Consider the following 22,263-nt stretch of genomic DNA (forward strand, 5'->3'; position numbering starts at 1 on the left):
ATTCAATGAGAGACGAACTTGCGGGCCCCTCAGCCAGGCAGGCCGCGGGCGCCACCCGCCGCCAGGGCCCTGGAGAGGCCACGCGCGGCGGTCCGCACCACCGGCGGAACCGCAGCGGCGGCGGCGTCATTGGGGATGATCACCGACAGGGCGGCCACCACCTCTCCCCCGCCGTCGCGCACGGGGGCCGCGATGCCGAGGGCGTCCTCGTGGAAGTGTCCCGGGCAGTACGCATACCCCTGCTTCCGGATGGCGGCCAGGGTGGAGCGCAGTGCGACAGCCGTGGTGATGGTGTGCGGCGTGTACTTGCGCAGCGGCCCGGCGAGCACACGTTCCTGCAGGTCGGTAGCGCCATGGGCGAGCAGCACCAGGCCGCTGGAGGACACGTGCAGCGGCAGCCGCCCCGCGATGCGGGTGTAGTTGACGACCGCTCCCAGCGCCGTCAGCCGTTCCAGGAACAGAACCTCCTCGCCCTCCAGCACACCGATCTGGACATGGTGCCCCACCACGTCGTGCACGCCCTCCATGAAGGGCATCGCCGCATCCCGCAGCGACAGGGTGGGCGAGGCCCGCGTCCCCAACTCCCACAGGCGTACGCCGATCCGCACCCGGCGGTCCGCGTCTCGCGCGAGGAACCCGTGCGCGACCAACTCGGCCACGAGCCGGGAAGCGGTCGCCAGGTGCAGGCCCGTACGCCGGGAGATCTCGGAGACGGTCAGGGCCGGCTCGTCCGGCGTGAACGCCTCGAAGATCCGCACCGCCCGCGACAGGACAGACTCACCCACAGGTGCCCTCACACGAGCCATGATCAGCCCCCTGACCGCTCAGGTCCACGGGCGTGCACCGGCAACATCCCACGGGCGCCTCCCGAGCCCTCGAAGGACGCGACAGGTGGTGCCCATTGCGCCCGTACGGGCGGGGGTGTTCCGACGCGCCGGGGCTGGGGCTCCTGCCACCGGGGCGGTCGTGTCACCGCCGATGCACCGGTGACCCACTTGCTGATCGCCGGCAGCGAACTTGCGCCGGTCAGTACCGCGCAGGCCGCCGGCGCCAGTACGTACACCAGGCTGTGGCGCCTGTTGCGCGGTTTGCGCGGGTCGGCAACTTCGGCCACCGAGCCGGCAGCCAGGACAGTTCGTCCTCGGCGGCGCCAGGCTGTCCGCAGGCACTGGCCCGGTCGACGCGCGGCACGCGGAAGTGCTGCTGCAGGCAGACAGGATCCCAGAAGCTTCGGTTCTCGGTGATGCCGTGGACTGCCACGAGCAGCGGTCCCGTGCCGTCGAGGTCATAGGCCAGCTGATTGTGTTCCTGGCTCATGGAACGCTCCTTAGGATTTACTTCCATGCAACTGGACTTGAATCTGCTGACCGTGCTGGACGCCCTGCTCGAAGAGGGCAGCGTGATGGGCGCGGCCGAGCGGCTGCACCTGTCCTCGCCCGCGGTCAGCCGCACCCTCGGCCGGCTTCGCGCCGTCACCGGGGACGACATCCTGGTGCGCACCGGCCACTCCATGACGCCCACCCCGTACGCACTGTCGGTGCGGGAGGACGTCCACCGGCTGGTCAGGCAGGCGCACGCAGTGCTCTCACCGATCCGTGAACTGGACCTGGCCGAGCTGGATCGCACCTTCACGATTCAGTGTCACGACGCGGCGGCCGCGTCCCTGGTACCGGTACTGGTCGGGAGGGTTCAGCGGCAGGCTGCCGGGGTCCAGCTGCGGGTGCTGGCGGAGAACTCCGTCGACACCGACGACCTGCGCCACGGCCGCGTCGATCTCGAACTCGGTGGCGGCAGGCCGAGTCTGCCCGAGTTCCGGTCCGAGCCGCTCGGCGACGATCGGCTCGTCGTCGCGATGCGCGCGGACCACCCTTGCGCCACCGGACTCGACCTGGCCTCCTACGCCGCGCAGCCGCATGTGGTGATCTCCCGGCGTGGCCGCCTCACCGCACCGATCGATGACGCGCTGGCCGCCGAAGGCCTGCGGCGCCGGGTGGTCGCGGCGGTGGCGACGGTGTCCACCGCCCTGCAGATCGCCGCTCGTGGCGACGCGCTGGTCACCTGCGCGGCGATCCACAGCCGCCCGCTCATCGAGGCGTTCGGGCTCCTCGCCCGGCCGCTGCCGATCGAGTCCCCGGTGGCGACGATCAACTGCAACTGGCACCAGCGCTACGATTCCGACCCCGCCCACGCCTGGCTCCGCGAGCAGGTCCGGGCGTCGATCGAGGAGATCACCGCCTGCTGACCACTCGACCCACTCCGCCCGTGGCAGGGCTACGGCACGGGGAAAACCGGGCGCTGCCGCTTCGTCGAGCATCGACGCGCCGACGGTTTCCCGGCTGACCTTCGCATCGAGGCCGAAGGGAGGGCACGGCCTACAGGCCGACCGTGCGTCGACGGCGGCATTCCCGCCCGTCAGTGAGCATCCCGGCGTGGAAGTCGGTGCCCCCGGCCGCGAGAACGGTGTTGTCGGCTTCGGCCTTGTCCGCGTACCGGTCGCCCAGCACCTTGGCGAGCACGACCGCGCCCTCACCCGGCACTTCGGCCGACTTGCCCGTGCCGTAGGCACCGAGCCAGATGACGCGCCGTGGTCCCGCGGCGACGCCGGAACCGGGCACCGGCCAGGAGAATCCGCGCCCGGTCCGTGCCGAGCGCGGAAAGGGCCACGGAATCCCCGTCCACGACGGCGGCGATACTGCCCGCGTCGTTCACGTCGCCCGCCACTTTGCGCAGGTTCGGGAGTCGGGCACGGCAATCCGCTCGGGATCACGCGCGATGGCGGTCACGGTGCGCCCACGTCGAGCGCCTGTCGGGTGACGGCGATTCCGGTCTGGCTGAAGGTTGCAAGGACGGTGAGGTTCATGCCGGGAACGTTAAAAGTCTCTGGCCTCACATCAAGTGCAAATATGTGACTTGATCAGTTACACAGGCGCAATCAATTCGGGGGGTGAGGAGCGGAGTGTGCCGCGTGGGCGCCTGCATGGCATTCGTCACATGCGTGTGAGTAAATCCCCATTGACCAAAGTGCACTTGAAGCAATCACTGGTTGCTCGTAGTGTCAAGAGAAGACCTCCTCCCGACGATCTGCGCAATCACTGCCGTCAAGTCGCGTTCCAGCTCAGATTCCGTGATCTGGTTGCTGAGCGTTCGGGTGCCCATGAAGTTGAGTTCGAAGTGAGAGGGCTATTTGGTCCGCCTGGTCAGCCGTTACTCGCTCCTGCTCTGGTCGCCGAAGCAGATCGAAAATCCCCGGGCCACGATGCTCCGGCTGCAGATCTGCCATGCGCGGAACGATATGGAAGTGCACGTGCGCGAAGCCTTCGGCCTCGGCGAATTGGACAACGTAGGTCTTGGCGCAGCCAGTCATGCCGCGGAGAGCCCGGGAGAGCTTGACCTGCCACAGTCCTAGGGACGATGCCTCAGCATTGGTGAGGTCATGAACTGCGGCAACATGGCGCCGAGGCAGCAGCACCAGCCATCCGGGCACTGCGGTGTTGAAGGCGTGGGCCACCCGCCAGTGTTGGTCATGTACCACGCACTCGCGTGGTGGAAGGTTGTCGAAAACCTCTTCCTTGCTGCATGTGTAGCAGTCGGGAGTCGTCATGAACCGAGATCGTAGAACTGTCTCCCTGCGAAGCGGCTGTCGGCCTCAGTCACCAGTCACCAGTCACCAGTCACGCCAGGAAAACCTCTCTGACGCTCGGTGAGAGTGTGGGGGGCTTCGCCGAGCCGAGTGCCCCGCGTCTGTGACGTTGGGACCCGGCCGGGCATGTGCGCGTAGCCGCTGTCGCAAGCCGGTGTCGGCGGACGCGACTCGCCGCGTCCGCCGGGCCGTTCTTCCGGGAGCGTGTTGTGGGTCAGATCGCTGACGGTGTGGGGGCAGGTGTGTTGCGGTGCCGTACGAAGACCGCAGTGGGGATCGCGATGAGGAGCAGGGTGATGCCGCCGATGAGTAGTCCGAGGTGGACGGCGTCGGTGAAGGCGCGTGCCGCGGAGTCGGTGACGGTGTGGGCGAGTGCGGTCGGCAGTGAGGTTGCGCTGTCGCCGTGGACGGCGCCGGCGGTGATTCGGGAGGCGTCCGGGGCCGGTACGCCTGAGGTGATCAGCTGTTCTTCCAGGTACCGCGGGAATCTGGTGGTGACGATGGTTCCGAGGATGCTGGGACCGAGTACGGAGCCGATCTGGCGGAACATGTTGACGGTCGCGCTCGCCATGCCGGCCTGGAGTCGGGGAACGCTGTTGACGGCGGCGGCTGTCGAGGGGGCGGTGAGCAGCGCCGAGCCGAAGCCTGCGATCAGCAGGCCGGGCCAGAGGGCGCTGTAGCCGGTGAAGGGGCCGATGGCCAGCAGGGCCAGGGCGCCGCCTCCCAGGACGACGAGGCCTGCGGTCAGCGTGAGGGCGAAGCCGACCTTCTGTACGAGGCGCCCGGCGAGTGCGCTGACCACGATGTAGGTGGCGAACATCGCCAGCAGCCGGACGCCGGTAGCCAGTGCGGACAGCCGCTGGACACGTTCCATGTACAGGACGGCGAGCAGGGAGGTGCCGACGAAGCCGAACATCGACGCTGCTGCCACGCCCATCACCGCGGTGTAGGAGGAGTTGCGGAAGAGGCGCAGGTCCAGCATCGGGTCGTGGTGGCGGGATTCGGCGGTGACGAACAGGACGAGGGAGGCGGCGAAGACGCCGTACATGGTGATGATGCGGCCCGAGGTGTAGCCGGAGGAGCCGCCCTCGATGATGGCGTAGGTCGCGGACGCGATCATGACGGTTCCGAGCAGCACGCCGGCGAGGTCCAGGCGTCGGGTCGGGTGCTTGGATTCCGGCACCAAGAACGGTGTCAGGATCACGGTGACCGCACCGATCACGACGTCGATCAGGTACACGGCTTGCCAGGTGAAATTTCCGAGCAGCAGCCCTGCGCCGAGCGGGCCGACGGCCAGGCCGAGGCCGGAGCAGCTCGCCCAGGCGCCGATCGCCTTGGTCCGCTGGTGCGGGTCGGTGAAGGAGTGGCTGACGATCGACAGGCTGGCGGGGAGGACCGCCGCGCCTCCGAGGCCCATGACTGCCTGTGCGGTGATCAACACCCCCGTGCCGTCGGCGACGTAGGCCAGCAGGCTGCCCGCGGTGAACACCACTGCTCCGCCGAGGAATACCGCGCGGCGTCCGATCAGGTCGGCGAGAGTGCCGGTGAACATCACCAGGGTGGCGACGACCAGGGAGTAGGCGCTGGTCACCCAGACGAGCGTGCTCGCGGACGGGTGCAGGTCCTGCTGGATGGCGCCGAGCGCCCCGATGGTGGAGGAGACGTTGACGAACGCCATCATCACGCCGAGGCACACGGTGAGCACTCCGCGCCAGGGGCGGACGGGTAGCGCGGCGGTCGGGGCAGTGGGGGCAGTCGGAGCGAGCGCGGTGCTCACGCGTGATGGCTGGCTGCTGTTTTGCATAGCCAGGAAGGTAGCAGCCTGACTTTCGAAAACGCTAGCCAGGCTAGAATGGGTTCATGGAACGCGCTGACCTGCATGACGAACACACGGTGTTCACGCGCACGGGCGAGTTCGCCGACCGCGACGCCTTCACGGCGGCCGGCTGGTGCGCCATGGAACGGTCCTTGGAGGTGGTCGGTACCCGCTCGGCGATGATGCTGGTGAGGGAGGCGTTCTACGGCGGGCGCCGCTTCGACGACCTGGTCCGGCGCACCGGCCTCGCGGAGACGGTCGCCTCCAAGCGACTGCGGCAGCTGGTGACCGACGGCTTGATGGAGCGGCAGCCCTACCGGGTGCCGGGCGCGCGCACCCGCCACGAGTACGTGCTGACCGAGCGGGGCCGCTCCCTGTTCCCGCTGTTCGTCGCGTTGATGAACTGGGGCGCGACGAACGGCGCGCAGGGCGGGGTCGAACTCGCGCACGCCGGATGCGGTGAGCCGCTGCTCCCGGCCGTGCGGTGCGGGGCGGGCCATGACGTGGGCATCGAGGAGACCGAGGCGCGGCTTGCGCCCTTCGGCCCGCGGTCCGGCGAGCAGGGCCGCTAGGTCGCGCCATCAACCTTTATGAGGGCCACCTACTGGTAGCACGGGTTCCCGCACAGCAGGGTGATCGTGCTGCTGCCGCCGGCTGCGTCGGCAGTGGTGTGATGGGTCGTGGCCGTGGGGGTCTCGCTGGTCTCCCAGGGCATGGGGACCGCCATGGCCTGGGGGGCGAGGGCGGTGAAGGCTGCGGTGGCCACGAACACGACGGCAACCGCTCGCTTGCGCAGACGCATCTGAACTCCTCGATCGACGATCGGCCAGGGGAGGGCCCGGCGGCCGACGCACTGCTCGGACGGGCCGCCACGGCTCGCCGACAGTCTCACTCCGCGCGATCCCGAGCCAGGCTCGCCGTCGGATTCCGGCACATCTCCATACGATTACCGCGACTGATGGACTGCGTTCCGGGAAGGCCCCAGGCGCCGGCTCGACGGGCCTGGCGGAGCAGCGCGAGCGTGTACAGGCAGGACATCGAGTTCCAGGGCCGCCTTTCCCCCACCGACCGCTGCTGCCCCAGTCCGCCATCGGTCCCGGCCCTCCACGGGCACTGGCCGGCCTGTGCCCGGGGGATCGACGAACTCGGCTCGCACGTTTCCGGGCACTGCCTCGGGCGGCGGCTCAGGCCTCCGTCGGGTCTCCGGGGATCGCGTGCACCTCGACCGGGTCGTTGCCGGGCTTCCCGCCAGGGCCGGGACACGCTGACGCGCGTGCGGCAATCTCCAGGGCCCGGTCCTCGCTCTTGACGTCGACCACCCAGTACCCGGCCAGGATGCGTCCCGGCTCGGCCGGTCCGTCCGTCACCTGCGGCCGTCCGTCGCTTCCGGCCCGCACTGTCTTGACCAGCGACGGGCCGCCGAGGCCTTGCCCGTCCACCCACTCTCCGGCGGACGTGAGGTCGTCGTTGAGAGAGTTCATGTGCGCGAACATGGCCGCCATGTCGTCCTTGGAGTACGACGACATGATGGTGTCCCACTGGGCGGCAGGCACGTTCATCTGGATCATGTACTTCATGTCCCTCACCTCTCCGAAGCAGCTGCTGCGCTTCTGAGCGCTTGCGAAGAGGTAGACGGCCGGGAGCAGCGAAAGTCATCGGCGCCCTCCGACGCTGTTTTCTCCTCCTCGAGACGAGCCCACCTCGCCCGCCTCCTCGGAGATTCGATCGCTGCCTGCTTAGTACTGCTCAGCCTCGGCCGGCCCAGCCCTTGATCTCCTCGGCGACCATGCGCACGTCCAACCCGTTACGGGCGATCCGCTCGGCCAGGTCCCCGGCCTGTTTGAAGTCGGCTGTCACCACGACCCCGGACACCGTCAGGTACGAGGCGGCCACGACCGCACCGAACAGCTCGTTGGCGTGCTCCAGCGCGGGCACGCGGATGAGCTGGTGCATGAGCGCGGCGGCCCGGTGGTGCACCTCGGGATGGACGGGCCGGTCCATCACCTTGTCCGCGTGCCGCGCCACCGCGGCCTGAAGCGTCCCGAAGTCGGTGACGTCCGGATCGCCGGGCAGGCTACGGTGCGCGAGGTCCAGCAGCCACGCACGGTCGATGTACAGGATCACGCGGCTTTCCGCGCCCCTCGCGCTTCGCCGGCGCGGTAGGGGGTCTTGCCGCATACGGAACCCATGCACCGGCGCCTTGCCGCACGCTTGGCGCAGGCCCGGCACGGAAGCCGGTTCCCCGAGTCCGCGAGTCCGAGCCGCCGGTAGGCGGCGTAGATGCTGCCGCCAGACTCTCGTGCATACAACTCCCGACCGGGGGCAGCAGACGAATGCGAGCTCGACACAGCGCCGTCCCCCCGGCCGTTCGAGCGCACGTCGGCCCCACTTCCCCTCCCCCCGGGACAGTGGGGCCGGCATATATCCCTCCCACAGGTCAAGCCGTTGCTGTCGGCCGCGCGGCGAAGAGACCGACCGCACCCAGTGGTTCGATCCGTACGCCCCCTCACCCGGCATTCCCGAGCCGACCCGGCGGCCGCCCCGTGAAAGCCCCTGAGCCGAAGTCGTGGACGGAGCTCGGTCAGCCGTACCGGCTCTGCCGGGGCGGCGAGGCCCGACATGGCTTCGCAACTCGACCCCTTGCCTGCCCGCTGTCCGCTGTCCGCTGCCCAGAGCAACGCCGGCCGCAGAGCGTGGTGGGTCGGGCCGTCACTCGTACCGGTACTTCAGCGAGTCCGCCTCGGCCTGCTCGATGTCGGCGATCGTCAGCTCCGGTATCCGCAGCTGGGCCAGCGTCACCTCGGCCGAGGCCGGCTGGGCGTCGGCCGGCAGCCATGTCTCCGGCTTCCAAGCCCCGCTGCGCAGCAGTGACTTGGGGCAGTGCGGGTAGACCTCCTCGATCCCCAGTACGAGCGCACTGGCCGGCGGCTTGCCCACGGCGGTCAGCTGCGACAGCAGCTCAGGCCGGGAGGAGACGCACGCCCGGCCGTTCACCCTGAGCGTCGTGGTCCGTCCCGGGATGACGAACAGCAGCCCTGCCCGTCCGGTGGCGATGACGTTCTGCAGGGTGTCCAGACGCTTGTTGCCGGTCGCGTCCGGTATCGCCACCGTCCGTGCGTCCAGGACGGCGACGAACCCGGCCGGGCCGCCGCGCGGGGAAACGTCACAGTTGCCCTCGGCATCCGCACTGGCGATCAGGACCAGCGATGAGCAGCCGATCAACCGCCGGGTCTGCTCGGTGAGTTCGGTCGTCTGCTTGCGCACGGCCGTCTCACTGGGGAGGTCGTATACCCGGCGCAACGCCTCCTGGTCGCGTACGGCGTCGAGGCGGAGCGAGTCGAATGCGCTGTCGGCAGGGGATGTCGTCATGCCTGTGACCTTATGGGGCGGGCCAGCGGCTCATCTTGATCGGATCGCCGAGCGGCAACTCGGTGCCGTCGGTGCGTATGCGGTCGTGCAGGCGCGGGTCGTCGAGGCCGCCGAACACCTCCTCCTTGAACTCGTCGGTGATCTGCTTGCGCTCGGCGGCGGAAAGCCGCGCCAACCGGTTCGTCAGTCTCGTCCCCTCAACGGTCGAAGCCCGTGTCGCCACGGTGGACAGGATGGGCCCGGCTCACCTTGAGTGAGCGGATCCGCGCGTCGAGGGCGGCCAGATGCGCGTCGGCGACCGTGGCGCGGCCGCTCAGGAGCACGCCCGCCCGCGACTACGCTCCGCACCCGGCCTGCTCACAGGCCACTCGCACGCGCTGCGGAGCGTCGGCGACGACAGTCGCCGCAGGACGCTCTGTCGACCACGCCCTGCCCTGCCCGCCGGCTCGTGGTCGTCGGGCATGTGTGACGGCGGGCTGAGAGGGCACGCGGAAGGCCGGTCAGGACGCGGCCGTACCGACGTTCTGTTTCCCCAGGGGAGTGGGCCTTGTATGTGAAGAGCTACCGTCTCGACCGGACCCACCGGGTCATCGAACTGCGCGGGGTCACCCGCTCCGACGACGCGTTGGCCGCCGAGCAACAGGTGCGCACCTTGCTGCGGCGTTGCGACACCCCTGCCGCCATCGTGGACGTGGACTCCGAGGAGGTGTCGCCCAGCCTTGTGAGCTTGCTGGTGCGCCTGCGCGGGTTCGCGGAGCGTTGCCGCGTCTTCCTGTGCGTCAGGGCGCGCCACGAACAGGTCGCCGAGGCACTGCGCGAAGCCGGTCTCGAGCGCATCCTGCGTGTCACGCGCACGCTGTCACAGGCCCGGGAGCGGACGCGGGTGTGCTGTGCGGCGACATCGCCCCGGCGCCCGGCGTCCACGGTGCGAGCGCGTCTCAAGGTGCGGCTCTACCGCTTCGTCTGCCCGGACACGAAGGAGCGGACGGCCGCGGCGCGGCAGTCGCATGCTTGCGACCTGCGGTGAGGCCGGACACGGCGAAAGGGCGAGGAACAACAAATGAGCGCGGAACGCGGTACGGCGCTGGTGACCGGAGCCTCCTCGGGTATCGGCGCGGGCTACGCCGAGCGATTGGCCGCCGACGGCTGGGACACGATTCTCGTGGCCCGGCGGGCGCAGCGGCTCGAGGATCTCGCGGACCGGCTGCGCAAGGAGACCGGCACGACGGTGGAAACGCTGGTGGCCGACCTGTCCGAGCAGGATGACCTGAGCCGTGTCGCGCGGCGGGCTGCGGACCCGGAGGTGGGGTTCCTGCTCAACAATGCGGGTATCAACGGATACGGCCCCTTCGCCGAACTCGACCCGGCGCTCATGGCCAAGGTACTGACGCTCAACGTGTTCGCGGTCACCGCGCTGACGCGCGCGGTGATACCGGCGATGCTGGCGCGCGGACGGGGCGTCGTCGTCAACGTGGCCTCCCAGCTCGCCTTCGCCGGTGCGCTTCCACCGCATCCGCTGCCCGAGCGCGCTGTGTACGGCGGGACCAAGGGATATGTGGTCACGTTCACACGCACTCTCGCCGCGGAACTGGCTGATACGCCGTTGCGCGTCCAGGTGCTGTGTCCGGGGCTCACCGCGACGGAGTTTCACCGCTCGCGCGGCGAGGAGCCCGTCCCGGGGCGCGAGCAGTGCGTGCACGAGGACGGCGGCATGCCGGTGGACGAGGTGATCGACGCCTCGCTGGCCGCTCTGGAGAAAGCTCAGGTGGTGTGCGTGCCGGGACTCTCCGATCCCGCCCCGCTCGCCGGCCTGGCCAAGGCCGAGCTGCAGATCCGCTCAGGGCGCGGCCGGGCTCGGTGACACGGCGCGCGGCGCTCGATGACACGAACCAACCACCTGAGGCGACGGCCGCGGCCAGCCCGCGAGCCATTGCCCTCCTCGTCCCTCGTACCGGCTCCGCCGTCCGTCGCCGGGCGGTGACCTTCATCCGGCGGGCATCACCGGCGGCTCATCACCTTGCAGGGAACGTTCGGTGATCACCGGCCGAGGCTCCGGCGTGTGGTGGCCGACCGGTGGTCACCCACCGAGGTGGCCGCCGGGCACCGGGGATGCTCGCGTCGAGCGCCGACCGAGCCCGGAAGATGGAGCGCCGCCGTCGCGAGCGGGTGCGCTTGCAACCGCGGCGGCCATAATCGTGTCTCTGTCCGCGTGGTCCGACGTGCCGGGACACGGCACCGGGAACACTCCGCGGACTGCAGGGCAGGGGGACGACGATGCACGCATGGGCGGTACCGGGATACGCCGAGGCTCTGGAGCTGGGGTCCGGGGCGAGCGGGCGGGTCGTACGCGCCGTGCACGAGCCGACCGGCGTGTCGGTGGCGGTGAAGTACCTGAGCGAATCGCTGCGCACCCGCCCCGGCTTCGTGCACGGCTTCCGGGCCGAAGCGGAGTTGTTGGGGAGCCTGAGCAGCCCTCACGTGGCCGGGCTCTACGAGTACGTCGAGGCGACGAACGGCGCCGCCATCGTGATGGAGCTGGTGGAGGGCGTGTCCCTGCGGACCCTCCTCGCCCGTAGGGGCCCGCTGACCCCCGAGGCCGCCCTCGTCGTCCTGAAGGGGTCCCTGCTCGGTCTTGCCGACGCGCACCGGGTCGGGGTGGTGCACCGGGACTACAAGCCGGAGAACGTCCTGGTCGAGCCGGACGGCGGCTCCAAGCTGGTCGACTTCGGCATCGCGGTGGACGCGGGCGTCCGGGCCGGAGTGGCCGGAACGCCCTCCTACATGGCTCCCGAGCAGTGGACCGGCGCCCCCGCCTCGCCCGCAGGGGACGTCTACGCGGCCACGGCCACCTTCTTCGAGTGCCTCACGGGACGCAGGCCCTACACGGGCGACAACATGGCCGAGCTGGCGCTGCGGCACGTCGAGAGCCCCGTCCCGGTCGAGGAACTACCGGAGGCGGTGCGTCCGCTGGTCGGGCGTGGGCTGGCGAAGTCGCCCAGCGAGCGCCCCTCGGACGCGGCGGCCTTCGTCGAGGACTTGGAGCGGATCGCGGTGGGGGCCTACGGCCCCGACTGGGAGGAGCGTGGACGCGGACGGCTCGCCGCGCTCGTCGCACTGCTGCTGTTCCTGCTGCCGTCCGCCAAGCAGGCGCCCCACGCCGGGACCGACACCGCACGTACGGTCCTCAGGCAGGGCACGGGGCCCGGCCGGCTGCGTCCGTGGCGCCCCACCTGGCCGGGCGTCCTCGTGTCAGCCCTCGCCGTCCTGGTCGCGCTGCTGGCGCAGGGTCTGGGCGGGAAGGACGGCGCCGGGGTGGCCACCGGGCAGGCGGCCGAGGTGCTGGCCACCACGAGCGCCACGCCGGACGCCCCGTACACGAGCGATCCGGTGACTCCCGCACCCCCGAGCGGAACACCGCCCTCCGGCTCCGTGACCCCGTCCGGTAGTACGAACGAAGCCTCCACCACGCCGTCCGCTTCCGTCACGCCACCCACCGGCCCCGTGCCGACCACCCCCGACGGCGATACACCGAGTGCGGAGCCGTCGGCACCGCCCTCCTCCGGCGGCACCACCACGAGCCCCTCTCCCCCACCGCGGACCGGGGTGAAGGACGTCGCCGTCGCAGAGTTCCGGCAGACCGGCACCAGCACAGCTACGGCGTCGATCACGGTGACAACGGACGGCACGGGCCCGGTCTCGGTGACCGTCGGCTGGTTCTCGGGCGATGCCTCCGGGCAGCCGGGCAGCGCTGACGGGGCTGCCGACGTCCGAAGACTGAGCGGCTCCACGCAGTACGCCTTCACCGTCGAGCACTCCTTCGCCGGAACCGGCTGCTACTGGACGGTCCAGGTCACCACCACTGCCGCCGCCGGTGGCGAAGCCTCCAGGCAACTCCTGACCCGGCGGTGCGACATCCGATGAACCGACCCGACCCGCACGACCGGCCCGCGTCCCCACCTCTCCCTCCGGCGCCCCCGGGGGACAACGAGGACTACAGCGCCACGGCGCTGGCCAGCCACTGGATCCAGCGACCCGAGACCGACCCGACCGCCGTCCTCGACGGACCGACCGCTGTTCTGGACGGACCGACCGCTGTCCTCGACGACCACACCGTGGTCGAGGACGCGGCTCCTCCCGAGGATCGGACCGCCGTCGCAGCACCGACGCCGGACGGCGACGGCACCGTGCTGCGTTTCGGCCCGGGAGTCACCGCCGCCCTGGCCCGCCAGCCGCACCGCACACTGCCCGCCGTGCCCGCGCCGCCCGTCCTCCGGCGCGGCCGACCGCGCCGGTACGCGCTGCCCGCGCTGGTGCTCGTCGCCGCCGTCCTCCTCCTGCTTTGGCGGGAGAGCACAGGGCTCGGAGTGCGGAGCGTGTCGGTGACGGCGGCGCGGGACACCCTGGACTGCGACTCCACGGCGGGCATTGTGGGCGTGGTCCGCACCGACGGCCGCCCCGGCACGCTCACCTACCGCTGGCTGCGCAGTGACGGCACCTCCTCCGCCCTGCGGCACGCCGACGTCGTCCGGGGACAGCGGACGGTCCGGCTGGAACTGCTGTGGACCTTCGAGGGACCAGGGCGGCTGCGGGCCGTGGCGGAGCTGCGCGTCCTCGCCCCCGAGCCGCACGCGGCCGAGGTCCGCTTCACCTACGACTGCCCCCGAGCACCTCACCCCTGACGCTGCCGTACCGGCCTGCTGTCCTACCGGGCCTTGACGCCTGACGCTCCGACTGCAGCCGCTTCGGCTGCAGCGGCTCGTATGCAAGGTCGGCCGGCAACCCGTGCGGTCGTACCACGATCACGAGTCGGCGCTCTCGAGGCGGCGCTCTCGAGGCGGCGCCAATGGGTCGGACCGCAGCCACAGTGTCCTGCGGGGCAGATCAAGTCGACTCGCGGACCACGAGTTCGTTCGGCATGATCACCGGGTCCGTGGAGCCGCCTTCGATGAGGCGGAGGAGCAAGTGGACCGCGGCGGTTGCCTGGTCGGCCATCGGGCTGCGCACCGAGGTGAGTGCGGGACTGGTGTAGGAGGCGGCTTCTATGTCGTCGAAACCGACCACGGCCACGTCGTCCGGGACGTGCCGTCCGGCTTGGTGCAGGGTGCGCAGCGCTCCGATCGCCATCAGGTCGTTGGAGGCGAACACGGCGTCGAGGTGGGGATCGTCCTCCAGGAGCTGGCGCATGGCTTCCGCGCCGGAGACTCTGGTGAAGTCTCCCAGCGCCACGATGGAGCGACGGCCGGTGTCGCGCAGTGTCTGGCGGTAGCCGTCGAGTCGCTCACGCGCCTCGTAGAGGTCGAGTGGTCCGGTGATGGCGGCGATCCGGCGTCGGCCCCGCTGCAGAAGGTGACTCACGGCAAGGGCCGCTCCGCCGGCGTTGTCCAGGGCCACGTACGGCACGTCCCGGGCTGAGGTGCGGTTGAAGGAGACGACCGGCAGGCCCTGCCTGGCCAGGGCGGGCGGGCAGGGGATCCGTGCCGTGCAGTGCTACGAGCATCACGCCGTCCACATGTCCGCCGGCGACGTACTGTTCCACTCTGGTGCGGCTCTGGTCCGATTCGGCGAGCATGAGCACCAGCCGTTTCCCTGCGGCCTCGAGTTCCCTGCTGACGGCGCGGACCACGGCGGAGAAGAGGGGGTCGTCGGAGACGACTCCCTGGGGCGGGTCGGAGACGACCACGGCCAGCGTGTCCGTGCGGCGGGTCACCAGGTTGCGGGCAGCCCCGTTGGGCACGTAGCCCAGTTCCTGTACGGCTCGCATGACGACGTCCCTGATCTCCGGGGCGACAGTCGTCTCGCCGTTGATGACGCGGGAGACGCTTGATTTGGAGACGCCCGCCCGGGCCGCGACCACTTCGAGAGTAGGCCGTTTCATCCCTGCCCCTCCCCCGTTCCGCCACTCGGGAGGGCTCTCGGGGAGCGCTTTCTCATCGGGGCGACCTCCGGCTGCGCGTCGTGGCATGCAAGCAGCGTATCCGCAGGCCGGGGCGGCATGACCGCGCTCCGGACATGCGCTCTCTTTGCGCCGCAGCCGTGGCCGTTGGAACCGCCCGCCAGTCATGAGAGACCGCTCCCCCAGCGCTGTGCGCTTGATTCGGCGCCGTTTTTCAAGGTGAACAAGGCTATTGACAGTCATGGGCAGCCGCAGCATTCTCCCTGAGGGAGCGCTCCCTGACCTCCATCCTCACCGGAGGAGTCGCCCGTGCAAACACTGTTGCGCCGCTTCGGCCTCCTTTCTGCCATGGCGGCTTCACCGCTCACGTACACCGCTCTCCCGGCCCCAGCCGCTCAGGCAGCGGAGGTCCTGCTCTCCCAGGACAAGCCCGCCACCGCCTTGAGCACCGAGGGAGCCTTCCTTGCGCGGAGCGCGGAGCGCGGTCGACGGCGCCCCCGGGGCCCGGTGGTCCGGCGCCTTCGCCGATCCGCAGCGGACGCAGGTCGACCTCGAGACCGCGGCCGAGGCCGGCCGAACCGCGCTCACCTGGGAAGCCGCGTACGCCGAACCGTTCAGGATCGAGGTGTCGGACGACGCCCGGACATCGACGGTCCTCCACCGGACGGCGACAGGCGCCGGCGGCCCCACCCTTCGAAGCGGCCCGGGACACCTGCTTCGCACGTCCGAAGCACGTTCCACCGCTCAGTTCCCGCTCTCCGGGAACACCCCTCCCCGCACCCGACGCACGTGAGGAAGTGAGATGCGCAGATATCCCGTCCATCTGTACACGCTGTTAGTGGGCCTTCTCGTGGTCGTGCTGGCCGCTGCCCTGAGTCTGACTGTCTCGACCCAGCCCGCGCAGGCCGCCACGGTCACGGTCCAGGCCGAGTCCTACACCGCCCAGTCCGGCATCGTGTTGGAGGCCACCGCGGACACCGGAGGCGGACAGAACGCGGCGTTCCTCGCCAATGGCGACTGGATGCGCTTCGACAACGTCGACCTCGGCCCCACCGGCCGCCTGACGGTCTCGGCCCGGGTCGCTTCCGCCGTCGGCTCGGGCACGGTGGAGTTGCGCACCGCAAGCCTGACCGGTCCGCTGCTCGCGGTCGTGCAGGTCGCTCCGACCGGCGGCTGGCAGAACTGGGTGACCCGGGCCACCGACGTCACCGGCCACCCAACCGGTTCGCAGACGGTGTTCGCCGTGCTGCGCAGCACGGAACCGGGCGACTTCGTCAATGTCAACTGGTTCTCCTTCGTCGGCGAGGGAGACGGCGCGGCGGCCGGATGGGTACCTGTCGATCAGGCCAAGTGGAACGCCCAGCTGACCCAGTTCCGCGCCATGACGCCGGCCGCAGTGCCCGCCGGCGTGGTCCGGGTACCGGAGTTCAACGCCACCTGCACCTACAGTCACTCCAAGCAGGACGACCCCATCGTCCTGCCGGGCCTTCCCGGCGCATCCCACATGCACAGTTTCTTCGGCAACAGGAGCACCGACGCGTTCTCCACGGCCCAGTCCCTGCTGGCGAACACGCCTACCAGTTGCACTCCCGCCAAGGACCTCTCGGCGTACTGGATCCCCACCCTCTACGAGGGCGACAGGGCCGTCGAGCCGGAGGGCATGATCGTCTACTACGGCTCCCGGATCGACGACCCCTCGGCAACCGTTCCCTTCCCGGAGGGGTTCCGCATGATCGCGGGAGACGCGAAGGCGCAGACGCCCACCCCCGCGGGGTCAACCGGCCAGTTCTGGTGCTCCGGCGAGGGCGGCGAGATCGGCCGCAGCACCGACGGCAACTGGCCGGTCTGCGCCCCGAAAGCCCACCTCACCCACCAACTCGTCTTCCCTGACTGCTGGGACGGCAAGAACCTGGACAGTCCCGACCACAAGTCACACGTCGCGTTCACGTACAACGGCAAGTGCAGCGGCGCCTACCCGGTCGCCATCCCCAACATCTCCTTCGTCTTCAGCTACCCGACCAGCGGGAGCGCCGCAGGCTTTCGGCTGGCCTCGGGCATGGCATCGTCCATCCACGGCGACTTCTTCAACGCCTGGGACAACGCGGCCCTCGGCCAGCGCGTGAAGGACTGCATCACTCAGAAGGCCAAGTGCAACTCCGCCGGTACCTTCTGATCCTGCGGTCGGTATGCGCCTTGGCTATGGCCCTGCTGGCTGTCGGCTGCACCACGCAGCCGACAGCCGGCACGCCGCCGGCAACAGCCTTCAACGCCACCGACACCGCATGGATCCAGTTGATGATCCCCATGGACGAGCGTGCGCAGCTTCTGACCCGTCTGGCTCCCTCACGCGACGGAGACACAGCTTTGGCGGCACTGGCAGCCGAGACCGCTCTGCGACTGCGTGACAACCTGGTCCGTCTGCGCGATCTGCTGGAACTCTCCGGGATCCCCGACAGCCACCCCCACGAGGGGCACGACATGCCTGGCATGGTGAGCCTCGACACCCTTGAAAGGGCGGGCACCGCGACCGGTCAGGCCTTCGACCGGATCCTCAACGAAGCCCTGCGCGCTCACCTCACACAGTCCCGAATGCTCTGCGCCGGCGAGCGCACCCAGGGGCATGCCGCCAAGGCGAAGGACCTGGCCGCGGCCATCGCCCGGAGCACGGCCGAACAGATCTCCTGGCTCGACCGACTGCGCCCGGCTGCGCCTGCGGCATCGGACGGCTCACCGCCGACAAGCGTTCCGTAGGGATACGGCAGCAGGGACTGACGGCCAAAAGCCAGGCACACTGCAGCAGGCGTGACGCTTGCTGCCCCCGCGCCGCTTCAGCCGTGCGGGGGCAGCCAAGCTTCAGCCGTGCGGGGGCAGCCGATCCTCACCATCACCTCAACGTCTAGACGACTGGTCTAATCCGGGGTAGGATATAGAACATGCCAGCCACCACAACGCGCAGCACCGACACCCGTCGGAACATCCTCGACGCCGCCCGGCGGATCATGGCCCACAAGGGTTACTCCGCGGTCGGCCTCAACGAGGTGCTCGCGGAGGCCGGCGTGCCGAAGGGGTCCTTCTACCACTACTTCCCCTCCAAGGACGCCTTCGGCGAAGCCCTGCTGAAGAGCTACTTCGACGAATATCTCGCCGACATGGACCGCGTTCTCGCGCACCCCGGCCAGTCTGCCGCCGAGCGCCTGATGGCCTACTGGCAGTTGTGGCGGGAAACCCAGAGCTTCGACGACTGCCAGGGCAAGTGCCTCGCCGTGAAGCTCGGAGCCGAGGTCTCCGACCTGTCCGAGCCCATGCGGCTGGCGCTCAAGGAGGGAACAGGCGCGATCATCGACCGCCTCGAGCGGACCATCACCACTGGTCTCACGGACGGATCGATCGCGGTCGACGGCGGGCCGCGCGAAACAGCACAGATCCTCTACGACATGTGGCTCGGCGCCAGCGTCATGACCAAGATCCATCGAAGCGTCGAACCCCTCGAAGCGACTACGGCGATGACCCGCCGACTCCTGCACCTGTAGGAACAGTGCGCGCTTCCCCTCCGCGAACCGCAGGAGGGGGCCGTTTTTCTCGCCAGTTCATATACGACTGGTCTATTTTAGGAGAGCACCATGAAGGTCCTGATCGTTCTCACCTCGCACGACGAGCTCGGCGACACCGGCCGCAAGACCGGTTTCTGGCTGGAGGAACTGGCGGCGCCCTACTACCACTTCCAGGAGGCCGGCTGGGAGATCACCCTGGCCTCCCCCAAGGGCGGCCGTCCGCCGCTGGACCCCAAGAGCAACGAGATCGCTTTCCAGACCGAGCAGACCCGCCGGTTCGAGTCCGACGCGCAGGCGACCGAGGCGCTCACGAACACCGTGCGCCTGGACTCCGTCTCCGCGGCGGACTTCGACACCGTCTTCTACCCTGGCGGCCACGGTCCGCTGTGGGACCTGGCCGAGGACGCCGACTCCGCCCGCCTGATCGAGACCACCCTGCGCTCGGGCAAGCCGCTCGCACTGGTCTGCCATGCTCCTGGCGTCCTGCGCCACGCGGTCGACGAGGACGGCACGCCACTGGTGCAGGGCAGGAAGGTCACCGGGTTCACCAACTCGGAGGAGGAGGGCGTCGCACTCACGGAGATCGTCCCGTTCCTCGTCGAGGACGAACTCAAGCGTCTCGGCGGCGTCTACTCCAAGATCGGCGACTGGCAGCCCTACGTCGTACAGGATGACCTTCTGATCACCGGCCAGAACCCGGCGTCCTCGGGCCCCGCAGCCGAAGCCCTCATCAAGCTGACCACGACGGTCAACGCCTGACAGGCTCCCTGCCTCGCACCAGAGTCCCCGTATCCGTTCGCCTCTGGGCGGCCTCCGGGCCGCTCCGATGCGAACGCATACGGGTATCACTGGTGTCACGGGTGGCATCGATCGCCGGTCCCGGGCGCCGTTTCTCTGCTCCGTGCGTGGCGGAAAGAAGCCGCTCAGTAGCTGTCGTAGCTGGGTTTGCCGTTCGGCCGGTAGACGCCGACGATGGTGCCGCCCTTCGTCGTCGAGACGCTGACCGGCTCCAACGCGGCGGGGATCACTCCGTCGGCGAACAGCCGCTTACCGGTGCCGATGATCACCGGATGGATGGTCAGCCGGTACTCGTCGACGAGATCGTGCCGCATGAGGGTCTGGGCGAGGTCACCGCTGCCGACGACGTTGATGTTGCCGCCGTCGGACGCCTTCAGCTTGCGCAAGGCATCGACGATGTCGCCCTCCAGCAGCGTGGAGTTCTGCCACTCGACGGACGTCAGGGTCCGAGACGCCACGTACTTGTGCATGCTGTTCATCCGGGCGGTGAACGGGTTGCCGGGATCGGCGGTCGGCCAGTAGGACGCGAAAATGTCGTACGTCTTGCGGCCGAGCAGCATCGCGTCGGAGTGCTCGTACCATCCGGCGATGGCCGCGCCGACCTCGTCGTCGGCCACCGGCTTCTGCCAGCCGCCGTGCTCGAAGCCGCTCTCAGCGTCCTCGTCCGGACCGCCCGGCGCCTGCATGACGCCGTCCAGCGTCAGGAACGTGCAAACAATGATCTTGCGCATGGTGCGCTCCCTTCGTCGACGGGTAGACGGCACCACCGCCGGAAACTCATCGATGGAACGTCCGCGCGCCGACGCCGGGCTCCCGCCCTTTCGCCCGTCCTCCCTGATCCCTCAACGACGCCGTCGAGACGGCGAAGGTGAGGTGTTCATGCCGACCTCCCTCACCGGCTCCGGCACGGACAGCGCCTCGCCTCCACCGAGGACGGGTCCGAGATACCTGTCTCCATTCAAAGCTCAACGAGTTCATCGGGCCTGATATTCGATGGCGCGGAGCGCACGCAGCACCGAATCTGGTCACCGTGTCAGAACCCAAGCATCAGATCCGCGCCCTCCATACGGCCACCACAGTGACGGTCTACCAGGCATACGCACCAAGGATCGGCCTGCCCGCCGCACTCGACGGCCGCTTTCCCACCACCTGGCAGCGGGACCGGATGACGTGGATCAAGCCGTCGTTCCTGTGGATGATGTACCGCTGCGGCTGGGGTACGAAGACAGGGCAGGAGACCGTCCTCGCTGTGGAGATCAGCCGTGACGGCTTCGAGTGGGCGCTGCGCCACGCGTGCCTGTCGAGCTACGTCCGCGGGGTGCACCCCGACCGAACCACCTGGCAGCGTCAGTTGAAGACCGCGCCCGCTCGCGTGCAGTGGGATCCCGAGCGGGACCTGCGCCTGCAGCCCCTGCCGTACCGGTCCCTGCAACTCGGCCTCTCCGGTGAGGCCGTACGACGCTACGCGGACGAGTGGACGCTCTCCATCCGCGACGTGACCCCACTCGCCCACGAGATCCACGCCCTTGTCGGCGAGGGTGACCTGCACTCCGCTGCCCGGCTACTGCCCCAGGAACGCCCCTACCCGGTCGGAGGCGAACTTCTTGCCCACCTCACGGGATGACGAGCCGGCTCACCCGACAGCCGTACCGCGGCCGATGGGTCCCCCGGCACAACGGGATCAGGGGGGGGCCGGCGTGTCCTGCCCGGTCGGCGTCGCGAAGACACGAGAGCACAGCAACGGCAGCGTCACTCAACGCTGACCGGCCCGCGCGAAGTGGGGCCACGACCACCCGAGAAGCCGCACTGCACCGGATGCTCCGGTTGCTCCGCTGTGAAGCGGTCGGCGGCTTCGAGAATTCTTCGGCCGCAGTGCACTCAGCCGGGTACGCCACGTACTACGGCCTTGGTGCCTGGCCGCCCTCTCCCTCCATGGCAGGCTGCGACTTCGGGCCAACCCATGCCTCGGCGCCGGGGAACCAGAAGTCGTCCTGTTGCGCCGATAGGTTGTGGGCCATGGCACTGGCGCACGTTGTTCTCACTTCAGGCCGCTCGATCGAACTCTCGGAGGTGCGACTGTCTTCGACGTATGGCGGAATGCTGGAGGGATACCCGTTCCGGCGCTGGAACGATCGCAAGCTGGAGCACCTGCTGAGGAGCGTCGAGAAGGATTGTCCCTCGGTGCCGGTGCACCTGGTCGCGCCGGTCCGGGAGTTGCCGGACCTACCTGCTGGTGGCTTCGGACCCGTCGAACTGCTGCCTGCCGTCACGTGCGTTGGCTCGTTCAGCTCTCATCCGATCGATCCCGAACGAGAGTCGGTGCTGCATTACTCCGCACTGACCGTCGTGTGGTTCCAGGACACTCCCGACATCCCGTCAGGTGAGAAGGCCGATCACGGTCTCCGCAGCCTCAGCTGGAACGACACCGCGAGGGACTTCGAACTCTAGGGCGCGATTTCACTGAAGCTCGCAGCCACGGACGTCAGCGAGTCCACGTACATTTCCGAAGCCCGATCGCCGGTTGCCGGTTGCCGGTCGCCGGTTGCCGGTTGCCGGTTGCCGGGAAGTCATATTCGGCGCGGTGCGGCTTCGTCCTCCAGCGGTAGAGGTCGCGCAGCAGGGAGATCTCGGCGCCGTGATGGCTGAAACGCCGCCGGGCGGTGGCCACTCGATACGAAGTCTCGCTGTCCGCCATGACGCCACCCTGTTGGTCGACCATCAAGGAGTGGCGACGACCAGCACGTTCACAGCAGACCCGGGGCCGGCTTCTCCTGCAGTCCTCGACCGGTCGGCCGCTCGCGACCCCAGGCGGCCAGCGGCTGGAGTGCGCCGTTGAGGCGCTTGCCGTCCTCGGTCAGTGAGTACTCGACGCGGGGCGGTACCTCGTCGTAGGAGACGCGGAGCACGACACCGTCCGCTTCCAGCTCCCGCAGATGCGAGGCCAGGACCTTCTCGGTGATCCCCGGAAGCAGTCGACGCAGCTCGCCGAAGCGACGGCAGGGGTGCTCGTGGAGCGCCCAGAGGATCAGCACCTTCCACTTGCCACCGATCACCTCCATCGCGGTGTCGATCCCGCAGACGTGTCCGTCTGGTGTGCCCGGCCGGTTCAGCGTTGTCATGCCCCACCCTTCCGACGTGCTCGCTCACCCCGGGGTAACCACCCACCACGAAGTGCGTACTTGATCACCTCCGGACT

General features: G+C 69.3%; 29 protein-coding genes. 13 read left to right on the plus strand and 16 right to left on the minus strand.

The features are described from left to right. Nucleotides 1–29: 29 nt before the first annotated feature. The 3 genes from QF030_RS04335 to QF030_RS04345 are packed head-to-tail and all read right to left on the minus strand — an operon-like array spanning nt 30 to nt 1,317. On the minus strand, nt 30–806 hold the full coding sequence (locus QF030_RS04335; protein ID WP_373428732.1) for an IclR family transcriptional regulator: 777 nt from the start codon (nt 804–806) through the stop codon (nt 30–32). Nucleotides 807–808: 2 nt separating this feature from the next. Beyond that, nucleotides 809–1,114: a transposase family protein gene (locus tag QF030_RS04340; RefSeq protein ID WP_307161306.1), complete on the minus strand. Its 306-nt coding sequence runs from the start codon at nt 1,112–1,114 to the stop codon at nt 809–811. Beyond that, nucleotides 1,027–1,317 carry an alpha/beta fold hydrolase gene (locus tag QF030_RS04345; RefSeq protein ID WP_307167853.1) on the minus strand — a complete coding sequence of 97 codons (291 nt, stop codon included), beginning with the start codon at nt 1,315–1,317 and terminating at the stop codon, nt 1,027–1,029. Before QF030_RS04345 ends, QF030_RS04340 begins: the two co-directional genes overlap by 88 nt. 25 nt (nt 1,318–1,342) lie before the next feature. Between QF030_RS04345 and QF030_RS04350 the strand changes: the two genes are divergently transcribed. Beyond that, complete coding sequence (locus tag QF030_RS04350) at nt 1,343–2,242, plus strand: LysR family transcriptional regulator (protein ID WP_307161307.1); 900 nt, start codon at nt 1,343–1,345, stop codon at nt 2,240–2,242. Between the two features lie 130 nt (nt 2,243–2,372). Here QF030_RS04350 and QF030_RS04355 read toward each other — a convergent pair whose 3' ends face one another. The 3 genes from QF030_RS04355 to QF030_RS04365 form a co-directional block, all read right to left on the minus strand. Next, nucleotides 2,373–2,615 (minus strand): hypothetical protein, encoded by a 243-nt coding sequence (locus tag QF030_RS04355; protein ID WP_307161308.1) that lies wholly within the window; start codon nt 2,613–2,615, stop codon nt 2,373–2,375. 500 nt (nt 2,616–3,115) lie between these two features. Further along, complete coding sequence (locus QF030_RS04360) at nt 3,116–3,601, minus strand: HIT family protein (protein ID WP_307161310.1); 486 nt, start codon at nt 3,599–3,601, stop codon at nt 3,116–3,118. A gap of 253 nt (nt 3,602–3,854) precedes the next feature. Then, nucleotides 3,855–5,417, minus strand: a complete 1,563-nt coding sequence (locus tag QF030_RS04365; RefSeq protein WP_307161311.1) for an MFS transporter — start codon at nt 5,415–5,417, stop codon at nt 3,855–3,857. Nucleotides 5,418–5,500: 83 nt separating this feature from the next. On the opposite strand from QF030_RS04365, the gene QF030_RS04370 reads away from it, so the two are divergent. Further along, complete coding sequence (locus tag QF030_RS04370; RefSeq protein WP_307161312.1) at nt 5,501–6,028, plus strand: winged helix-turn-helix transcriptional regulator; 528 nt, start codon at nt 5,501–5,503, stop codon at nt 6,026–6,028. A gap of 29 nt (nt 6,029–6,057) precedes the next feature. Here QF030_RS04370 and QF030_RS04375 read toward each other — a convergent pair whose 3' ends face one another. The 5 genes from QF030_RS04375 to QF030_RS04395 all read right to left on the minus strand — a co-directional run bounded on the left by QF030_RS04375 (nt 6,058) and on the right by QF030_RS04395 (nt 9,048). Next, complete coding sequence (locus QF030_RS04375; RefSeq protein ID WP_307161313.1) at nt 6,058–6,258, minus strand: hypothetical protein; 201 nt, start codon at nt 6,256–6,258, stop codon at nt 6,058–6,060. Nucleotides 6,259–6,640: 382 nt separating this feature from the next. Then, nucleotides 6,641–7,033 (minus strand): YciI family protein, encoded by a 393-nt coding sequence (locus QF030_RS04380; protein WP_307161314.1) that lies wholly within the window; start codon nt 7,031–7,033, stop codon nt 6,641–6,643. Between the two features lie 169 nt (nt 7,034–7,202). Next, complete coding sequence (locus tag QF030_RS04385) at nt 7,203–7,580, minus strand: fic family toxin-antitoxin system, toxin component (RefSeq protein WP_307161315.1); 378 nt, start codon at nt 7,578–7,580, stop codon at nt 7,203–7,205. A gap of 585 nt (nt 7,581–8,165) precedes the next feature. After that, nucleotides 8,166–8,825, minus strand: a complete 660-nt coding sequence (locus tag QF030_RS04390; protein ID WP_307161316.1) for an MSMEG_1061 family FMN-dependent PPOX-type flavoprotein — start codon at nt 8,823–8,825, stop codon at nt 8,166–8,168. 10 nt (nt 8,826–8,835) lie between these two features. Then, nucleotides 8,836–9,048, minus strand: a complete 213-nt coding sequence (locus QF030_RS04395; RefSeq protein ID WP_307161317.1) for a hypothetical protein — start codon at nt 9,046–9,048, stop codon at nt 8,836–8,838. Between the two features lie 330 nt (nt 9,049–9,378). Between QF030_RS04395 and QF030_RS04400 the strand changes: the two genes are divergently transcribed. The 4 genes from QF030_RS04400 (at nt 9,379) to QF030_RS04415 (ending at nt 13,504) form a co-directional block, all read left to right on the plus strand. Beyond that, nucleotides 9,379–9,852, plus strand: a complete 474-nt coding sequence (locus QF030_RS04400; RefSeq protein ID WP_307161318.1) for an anti-sigma factor antagonist — start codon at nt 9,379–9,381, stop codon at nt 9,850–9,852. Between the two features lie 33 nt (nt 9,853–9,885). Then, a complete protein-coding gene (locus QF030_RS04405; protein ID WP_307161319.1) occupies nt 9,886–10,686 on the plus strand; it encodes an SDR family NAD(P)-dependent oxidoreductase in 801 nt (266 codons plus the stop codon). Between the two features lie 413 nt (nt 10,687–11,099). Continuing rightward, nucleotides 11,100–12,746 carry a protein kinase domain-containing protein gene (locus tag QF030_RS04410; protein WP_307161320.1) on the plus strand — a complete coding sequence of 549 codons (1,647 nt, stop codon included), beginning with the start codon at nt 11,100–11,102 and terminating at the stop codon, nt 12,744–12,746. Further along, entirely contained in the window at nt 12,743–13,504 is a 762-nt protein-coding gene (locus tag QF030_RS04415) for a hypothetical protein (RefSeq protein WP_307161321.1), read from the plus strand. The genes QF030_RS04410 and QF030_RS04415 overlap by 4 nt, the downstream gene beginning before the upstream one ends. Before the next feature lie 202 nt (nt 13,505–13,706). Here the strand turns inward: QF030_RS04415 and QF030_RS04420 are convergent, their stop codons facing one another. Both QF030_RS04420 and QF030_RS40530 read right to left on the minus strand, forming a co-directional pair. Further along, on the minus strand, nt 13,707–14,216 hold the full coding sequence (locus QF030_RS04420) for a substrate-binding domain-containing protein (RefSeq protein WP_373428733.1): 510 nt from the start codon (nt 14,214–14,216) through the stop codon (nt 13,707–13,709). Next, nucleotides 14,104–14,976 (minus strand): LacI family DNA-binding transcriptional regulator, encoded by an 873-nt coding sequence (locus QF030_RS40530; protein ID WP_373428734.1) that lies wholly within the window; start codon nt 14,974–14,976, stop codon nt 14,104–14,106. Before QF030_RS40530 ends, QF030_RS04420 begins: the two co-directional genes overlap by 113 nt. A gap of 205 nt (nt 14,977–15,181) precedes the next feature. Here QF030_RS40530 and QF030_RS04430 point away from each other — a divergent pair, with 205 nt between their 5' ends. The 5 genes from QF030_RS04430 to QF030_RS04450 all read left to right on the plus strand — a co-directional run bounded on the left by QF030_RS04430 (nt 15,182) and on the right by QF030_RS04450 (nt 19,028). Beyond that, nucleotides 15,182–15,511: a galactose-binding domain-containing protein gene (locus QF030_RS04430; protein ID WP_307161324.1), complete on the plus strand. Its 330-nt coding sequence runs from the start codon at nt 15,182–15,184 to the stop codon at nt 15,509–15,511. A gap of 9 nt (nt 15,512–15,520) precedes the next feature. Further along, a complete protein-coding gene (locus tag QF030_RS04435) occupies nt 15,521–16,891 on the plus strand; it encodes a DUF1996 domain-containing protein (RefSeq protein WP_307161325.1) in 1,371 nt (456 codons plus the stop codon). After that, the gene (locus tag QF030_RS04440) at nt 16,867–17,469 is read left to right on the plus strand and encodes a DUF305 domain-containing protein (protein WP_307161326.1); all 603 of its coding nucleotides are present in this window, start codon (nt 16,867–16,869) and stop codon (nt 17,467–17,469) included. Before QF030_RS04435 ends, QF030_RS04440 begins: the two co-directional genes overlap by 25 nt. Nucleotides 17,470–17,651: 182 nt before the next feature. Beyond that, on the plus strand, nt 17,652–18,248 hold the full coding sequence (locus QF030_RS04445) for a TetR/AcrR family transcriptional regulator (protein WP_307161327.1): 597 nt from the start codon (nt 17,652–17,654) through the stop codon (nt 18,246–18,248). 90 nt (nt 18,249–18,338) lie between these two features. Beyond that, on the plus strand, nt 18,339–19,028 hold the full coding sequence (locus QF030_RS04450; protein ID WP_307161328.1) for a type 1 glutamine amidotransferase domain-containing protein: 690 nt from the start codon (nt 18,339–18,341) through the stop codon (nt 19,026–19,028). Between the two features lie 164 nt (nt 19,029–19,192). Here QF030_RS04450 and QF030_RS04455 read toward each other — a convergent pair whose 3' ends face one another. Continuing rightward, entirely contained in the window at nt 19,193–19,798 is a 606-nt protein-coding gene (locus tag QF030_RS04455) for a dihydrofolate reductase family protein (protein WP_307161329.1), read from the minus strand. A gap of 299 nt (nt 19,799–20,097) precedes the next feature. Between QF030_RS04455 and QF030_RS04460 the strand changes: the two genes are divergently transcribed. Next, the gene (locus QF030_RS04460) at nt 20,098–20,691 is read left to right on the plus strand and encodes a DUF4291 domain-containing protein (protein WP_307161330.1); all 594 of its coding nucleotides are present in this window, start codon (nt 20,098–20,100) and stop codon (nt 20,689–20,691) included. Between the two features lie 392 nt (nt 20,692–21,083). Continuing rightward, nucleotides 21,084–21,515 carry a hypothetical protein gene (locus tag QF030_RS04465; protein ID WP_307161331.1) on the plus strand — a complete coding sequence of 144 codons (432 nt, stop codon included), beginning with the start codon at nt 21,084–21,086 and terminating at the stop codon, nt 21,513–21,515. A gap of 34 nt (nt 21,516–21,549) precedes the next feature. Here the strand turns inward: QF030_RS04465 and QF030_RS04470 are convergent, their stop codons facing one another. Both QF030_RS04470 and QF030_RS04475 read right to left on the minus strand, forming a co-directional pair. Beyond that, complete coding sequence (locus QF030_RS04470; RefSeq protein WP_307161332.1) at nt 21,550–21,762, minus strand: hypothetical protein; 213 nt, start codon at nt 21,760–21,762, stop codon at nt 21,550–21,552. A gap of 49 nt (nt 21,763–21,811) precedes the next feature. Further along, complete coding sequence (locus QF030_RS04475) at nt 21,812–22,186, minus strand: winged helix-turn-helix transcriptional regulator (protein WP_307161333.1); 375 nt, start codon at nt 22,184–22,186, stop codon at nt 21,812–21,814. Nucleotides 22,187–22,263 lie beyond the last annotated feature (77 nt).

The sequence above is a fragment of the Streptomyces rishiriensis genome (assembly GCF_030815485.1).
Classification (GTDB): Bacteria; Actinomycetota; Actinomycetes; order Streptomycetales; family Streptomycetaceae; genus Streptomyces; species Streptomyces rishiriensis_A.